1 pseudogene is annotated in these 497 nt (G+C 56.1%); it reads right to left on the reverse strand.

From position 1 onward, the window contains the following. Nucleotides 1-278: 278 nt before the first annotated feature. A pseudogene (locus C5B90_RS20070) lies at nucleotides 279-497 on the reverse strand (IS4 family transposase); the annotation flags it as partial.

Consider the following 497-nt stretch of genomic DNA (forward strand, 5'->3'; position numbering starts at 1 on the left):
CGTCGGTCACGAGGAGGCCGCAAATTTTCGTCTCCTGAAACAGCAGTTGAGCGAGGCATTCGTTGACGACGTGGCAGAAGAGTTGGCCGACACATAGATGGTGCGCATCGTCGCTGATACGTCTGCCCTCGTTAGTTTGGGAACCGTAGCAGACGCCACGACAAACCCACTCGATTTGCTTCTTGAGTCACACGAACTCCTGCTCCCCAAGCAAGTTCTCGAAGAATTGGCTGAAACAGCATCTTACGACGATGCCTCTGGAGAGCATTGGTGTTCGGTTAAGCACTGGATCGCCTCCTGAAGGCCTCAGCTACTCGTTCGTTGAGTAAGAGCCGCGATTTCTCTGGTTGGCGGGCGTCACGAAACAGCAGTTCCGACAGGTTCGGCGGTGGATGGCCGAACGACTGGGCCAGATCTTCGAGCATGAGCTGGGCGAGAGACCGGAAGGTCTTCGCCCAGCGTTCTCGCGTAAACACTGTCTCTGGGAACAGCTCCTG

Origin of the sequence: Haloferax sp. Atlit-12N (genome assembly GCF_003383095.1) — an archaeon.
In the GTDB taxonomy this organism is placed as follows: Archaea; Halobacteriota; Halobacteria; order Halobacteriales; family Haloferacaceae; genus Haloferax.